Origin of the sequence: Acinetobacter piscicola (genome assembly GCF_002233755.1) — a bacterium.
Lineage (GTDB): Bacteria > Pseudomonadota > Gammaproteobacteria > Pseudomonadales > Moraxellaceae > Acinetobacter > Acinetobacter piscicola.
This window is the reverse complement of the sequence record NZ_NIFO01000051.1, coordinates 1-5,430: the sequence shown is the minus strand read 5'-3', so window position 1 is coordinate 5,430 and position 5,430 is coordinate 1. Positions and strand designations below refer to the sequence as shown.

4 protein-coding genes and 1 pseudogene are annotated in these 5,430 nt (G+C 36.1%); 4 read left to right on the top strand and 1 reads right to left on the bottom strand.

Going from position 1 to position 5,430, the window contains the following annotated elements:
• Positions 1-195 precede the first annotated feature (195 nt).
• Positions 196-558: a hypothetical protein gene (locus CDA10_RS16585; RefSeq protein WP_228128693.1), complete on the top strand. Its 363-nt coding sequence runs from the start codon at positions 196-198 to the stop codon at positions 556-558.
• 824 nt (positions 559-1,382) lie between these two features.
• Here CDA10_RS16585 and CDA10_RS17065 read toward each other — a convergent pair.
• A pseudogene (locus tag CDA10_RS17065) lies at positions 1,383-2,213 on the bottom strand (MobA/MobL family protein); the annotation flags it as partial.
• A 222-nt stretch (positions 2,214-2,435) separates the two neighbouring features.
• Between CDA10_RS17065 and CDA10_RS16575 the strand changes: the two are divergent.
• The 3 genes from CDA10_RS16575 to CDA10_RS16565 all read left to right on the top strand — a co-directional run bounded on the left by CDA10_RS16575 (position 2,436) and on the right by CDA10_RS16565 (position 5,269).
• A complete protein-coding gene (locus CDA10_RS16575) occupies positions 2,436-3,131 on the top strand; it encodes a hypothetical protein (RefSeq protein WP_089606636.1) in 696 nt (231 codons plus the stop codon).
• 612 nt (positions 3,132-3,743) lie between these two features.
• Positions 3,744-4,670 (top strand): replication initiation protein RepM, encoded by a 927-nt coding sequence (gene repM / locus CDA10_RS16570; protein ID WP_089606635.1) that lies wholly within the window; start codon positions 3,744-3,746, stop codon positions 4,668-4,670.
• Between the two features lie 56 nt (positions 4,671-4,726).
• Positions 4,727-5,269 carry a plasmid replication DNA-binding protein gene (locus CDA10_RS16565; protein ID WP_089606634.1) on the top strand — a complete coding sequence of 181 codons (543 nt, stop codon included), beginning with the start codon at positions 4,727-4,729 and terminating at the stop codon, positions 5,267-5,269.
• The last annotated feature ends 161 nt before the right edge of the window (positions 5,270-5,430 follow it).

The window sequence follows — 5,430 nt, the reverse complement described above, 5'->3', positions numbered from 1 at the left end:
CAAAAATGGGAGCTATAAAGTCAAATCTATGGCGTATCAATAAATAGAATTGATATAAAAATGATGCGATTAGCTGTCTAATTCACTATTTTTCAATTGGTTTTAAGTAAAATCATTGCAATAAATACGGTCATTGTGAACATGAAATTATTTCTAGATTGTGAATTTAATGGTTTTGGTGGAGAACTTATCTCGATGGCACTTGTTGATGAAAATGAAAGATACTTTTACGAAGTTTTACCATGTATAAATCCCACTGCATGGGTACTTGATAATGTTATCCCTATTTTAAATAAACAAGCTATTGATTTAAAAGAGTTTCAAAACATATTATTTAATTTTCTAAATCGCTATGAAAATATACATATAGTTGCTGACTGGCCAGAAGATTTTTCATTGTTTTTAACTTCACTCATAATTAAACAAGGTAGTTGTATGATTACTCCAAAATTGACAATGGAGCTTTGGAACAGCGATGCGAGTTTAGCAGCAGAGTCAAGAATCCCCCATAATGCTCTACAAGATGCTTTTGCACTAAAACGAAAATATGTGATCTGAAATAATTTTTAGCTTTTTTAAAAGATTACAGCTTCAATATGGAAAAATAGTTCATTTATTTTAATCTCCTAAAACCCTGGTCCATTCCAGTCATGGGATGACTCATTTTTCTTGAGCTGATTGACTTCAACCGCATCTAGAATCTGGGGTTCAAGGTGAGTATTTAACGCCTCAATGATGAGATCATCTCTTTCTTTAAACTTTTTAAGATTATGCTGCTGATCTAATTCATAATCTTCAGTAAAATAACGACTCGCTAGCGGTGCGATAAAACCCTCATAAAGCTGCATAAACCCTCGCATTTCAACCTGTTTCCCCTCAAAATTTCGCTGTATATCATTGCGTTGCCATGCATAGAGTTGATAACTAAAGTTCGTATCGAACGCTAGACTCCGGCTGTCATCAAAATTGGCTAGCTTTTGAATAAATTGGCTTAGATTTCTTAAAAAATAACGTAAATATTCTTGGTTATCTTCGTTCGAACAATATTGATCAAGCTTGTCCCAAGCCGATGGCTCCGCATCCTGTAAATTGATCTGAATAAACGTCGCCCCAGAAACAATTAATTGCTCACAGCTAAAATCTTTTAACAACGCCTGTTTCTGTAATTCTATCCAAACAGAGCCAAATGCTGAACGTTCTAAAAGCCGATTCATGATCGTACAGTTTTGCTGATGCATCTTTAAAAACGATTCGTGATAAGAAGCCCCTTGGCAAGCCTTCACAATCGTTCGTTGTAATTCATTCAGTTCAAAATCCGTGTATTTTTTCCGATCAGCATACCGTTGTCCGAGTAATTGTGTTTGTTCCAATTGAGACTTAGCCAACTCATTCTCATATGCTGTTTTATACAGCTCCATTTTATTTTCTTCTCGGATCCTTTGAATGGTTTCTTTCTGTGCCTGAACGTCGAGCTGAATAATGGGATCTGCACTGTACAGTTTCCACCTTGGAATCTGCGGAACATCTTTTAAATCGGTACCAAACTGTGTGTTGTAATCCCGATTCGATAAACAAGAAACCTTATTTTCAACCGTTAAAGCTAGACCATTAAGCATGATGGTTTTCTGTGGGGCATATTGCTGCAGACAATCATTCAGTAATTGTTCGGTCGTTTGCCTAAAAATTACCACCTGATTCTTTCCCTGGCCCAAAGCATTGGCCGTCATTTTTTGTGCACCCCCTTGCTGTGGATTTTTGGGGCGGTACTGTTTAAAAAACTGTTCCGGTGATCGTTCTATTCCATCGGCAAGGCTACGTTCAGAGTACATCAGATGTAAATGCGGTTGATCCTCACCCGTTAAAGCACTGGCATGATGGTGTACCGCTGCCGTATAGGGAAACTGATACGTGTCGGTAAATTCCTGAATAAATGCTTCGACCAACTCGATCCGCTGCAATCTGTTCAGCTCTTTAGGCAAAGCAACCGTTAAAACAGTCGATGTCCGACCCCGTTCAATTTCATGCTGATCGGCACTTTTCCAAAAATCTGCAGGCCGATTTTTCGCCCAAGCAGGGAGATGTCCGGAACGAACAAACTCTAATTCTTCATCCTGTTTTTTCGCCAAAAAATGTCCAGTTCTTGTGAGGTAATGGAAGGCATTTTTGCTGCTATTCGCCTTCTTCACATTATGCCGAATGTCCATATAAAACATTGATTACTACTCTCGATTTTCGGGGCTTTTGCTTTTGCTCCGCAGGACGAAGACTTCTGTCTTTTTTGCAAAACTATCACGATAGGGATAGTTTTGCAAAAAAGACAGGGAGACGAGATAAAAATTAATTCTGCCATACAGAATTAATTTTTAATTTCACTTCAATAACAAGTTAAGCTCACTGTACTAACGGTGAAAATAGTTGAATCTTTGGGAGCATTTATGGCCGGTCGTCAAAAATTGGTTTTAACTTTGGATGATGTGAAACAACTGATCCAACATATTCAAGATCTGCCCTTCAAAAGAAAAATAGAACAGCGCTTTTTAGAGATTCTTCCAGGCAAAAAAAGCATGGCTGATTTTTCTGAATCAGACTGGCTGCTCATTAAAAAATGTCGCTATGAAAAAAATGCCTATCTCAAACAAATGGCAGCACTCACCAAAATTCAATCGCAGCCTACGCCAACAAAATTTGAACGTGACATTTTAGATTTAGCCAAACGTTCCGACATTGATGCACATTTCTTAAAATTGGATGCCTTACAAAACTATCTGCAACAACAGGATCAGAAGAAAGCTGAAATCAAACTCAGAAACCAGAAAAAGCGTATTGACGCGAAACTAAACAAACCCGATCCAAATCTCAAAAAACAACGAGATCGAGAAAATTACTACTTAGGCGCAATGTGTAAAAAACTTCTTGATGTCACCGGTTTTCATGCCAATCAACCGAATGACTTAAAACGCTTAGAACAAATCTTTATCGATGCAGCTGCGATGGCTGTCCTTATCGAAAAAAATCAAATGACTGAAGATCAAAAAATAAGAACTGCTGAGAGGCATGTACGAAATGAAATTCTCAAAACCACAGTAGAGGGGTTTGAGCAGGACAGTAGAAATCCATTTAAAGCGACATAGCGCTCGTTTTAGCCACTTTTAATCTGAATAACATGAAACTATGCGTAAAGCAGAAAAGATTCAATATGCGTCAAATAGGACGTATTGAACGAGTGTCTACGAGTGCCACACTGAAAAGTCGCGCCCAGACTCCCTGAAAAACTGCTTTTTTATAAATTGAGTTCAAAAAATTATGGATAAATGGGCTTAATTTGACGCTAGAACGAGCATAGCGAGTAAAAAAGGGCTTATGAGCAAAGCGAATCCATTTTTGTTGTTGCTTTTGCTTGTGCTTTTTTCAAAACAAAAATTGAATCAGGTATTAGAAAAAAATTGCCCCTTCGAACTGAGCGAAAGCGAAGTTCAATAGAGTTTGAGCAGAGCGAAAACATAGGGCAATTTTTAATGTTTTGGGCTTTTAATTATTTTTAAGCTTTTAAATACTTTTAGACTAGCTTAAACCTTTATACACCAATGCATACAGGAACTATAAAACGAGGTTTACCTTGCATTAAAACGAGGTTTACCTTGCATTAAAACGAGGTTTACCTTGCATTAAAACGAGGTTTACCTTGCATTAAACGAGTTCATAATATAATCTCGTCTTAATTGAATAAAAATATAACTCGTCATATGAAAACAGAACTTGTAGTTAAGGATAATGCTTTAATTAATGCTAGTTATAATCTTGATCTTGTTGAGCAACGATTAATTCTTTTGGCAATTGTTGAAGCTAGAGAATCTGGTAAAGGTATAAATGCAAATGACCCCTTAACCGTTCATGCAGAGAGTTATATAAATCAATTTGGTGTACATCGAAATACAGCTTATCAGGCTCTAAAAGATGCTTGTGATGATTTATTTGCTAGACAATTTAGTTATCAAACCATGAGTGAAAAAGGTAACGTGGTTAATCATAAATCTCGTTGGGTTAGTGAAGTTGCTTATATCGACAATGAAGCTATTGTGCAGCTTATTTTTTCTCCAGCGATTGTTCCTTTGATTACGCGGTTAGAAGAACAATTTACAAAATATGAAATTCAACAAATTAGTAATTTAAGTAGTGCTTATGCTGTTCGGTTGTATGAAATATTGATTGCATGGCGCAGTAGTGGATCTACTCCCATTATTCCACTTACAGATTTTAGAAAAAAAATAGGAGTCTTAGATTCTGAATACAAGCGTATGTATGACTTTAAAAAGTACGTACTTGATATAGCTATAAAGCAGATTAATGAACACACAGACATAACAGTTAAGGTTGAACAACATAAAACTGGTAGGTCGATTACTGGCTTCTCATTTAATTTTAAACAGAAGAAATCTGTTACAGCTGAAATTAACAATTTAGCTCAACGTAAAATTAAACAATTGACAGATTCTCAACGTCATTTTTTTGCTAATAAACTTTCAGTATTACCAGAAATGGGAAGCTACTCTCAAGGTACAGAAACATTTGAACAGTTTGCTGTAAGAATTGCTGAAATGCTTAAAGACTATAAAAATATTGAAGAACTATTACCCTATTTACAAAAGGTTGGTTTTAAGGAGGCTAGTTAATTGACATTGTAAAGTTGACAGTCAAAAATAAATGCAAATAACCTGTAGTTCACATTATGCAAAAATTAACAGTTTCAGAATTAGCTAAGCTTTATGGATATTCTAGACAAGCTATTTATGCTCATATAAATAAAGGGAATTTATCTAAAGGATCAGATGGATTAATTGACTTTTCTGAGGCAATAAGAGTATTTGGTGAACCTAAAGGTAAGTCTACAGATGACAAGCAAAGTAAATCAATTAACAGTCAAGACTTAACACAGGTTGACTTACTTAAAAGTCAAGTTAACTTACTTGAAAAGCAATTAAATCAAGCTTTATTAAGAGAAAATCAATCAATAGAACGTGAAGTCTTTTATCAAGAACAAATAGAAACCATGCAACGTCTATTGGAAGCTCCAAAAACCAATATGACTACGTTTACCGATCAGAAATCCGAGCCTGACACAGCAGATCCACAGTTAGAATCTGAACTGAAACATGACGGATTGACTACTCCGGAGCAGACAGAAAATAAGCGCATTCCAGTGCCGGAGCACGTTGAACCGGAGCAAACGAAAAGAGGCTTCCTAAGTCGCTTTTTCTTGCCGAATGGATGAGGGCATTGTTGACTGAAGCTAATAAAAACTGTGGAACAAAGGTTAAATACTAGGCGTGGAACGTGAAGAATCCATAAAAAAGCCTAGTTTGAAGAAACTAGGCTTTTTTATGGATTACAACTTATTGAAATAAAACAATTAACGTAAACGATTTCGCATAA

What these genes read in the sequence shown, in the direction of transcription:
- CDA10_RS16565 (WP_089606634.1), top strand. Translation starts at nt 4,727, where the DNA reads ATGCAAAAATTAACAGTTTCAGAATTAGCTAAGCTTTATGGATATTCT.
- CDA10_RS16585 (WP_228128693.1), top strand. Translation starts at nt 196, where the DNA reads ATGGCACTTGTTGATGAAAATGAAAGATACTTTTACGAAGTTTTACCA.
- CDA10_RS16575 (WP_089606636.1), top strand. Translation starts at nt 2,436, where the DNA reads ATGGCCGGTCGTCAAAAATTGGTTTTAACTTTGGATGATGTGAAACAA.
- repM (WP_089606635.1), top strand. Translation starts at nt 3,744, where the DNA reads ATGAAAACAGAACTTGTAGTTAAGGATAATGCTTTAATTAATGCTAGT.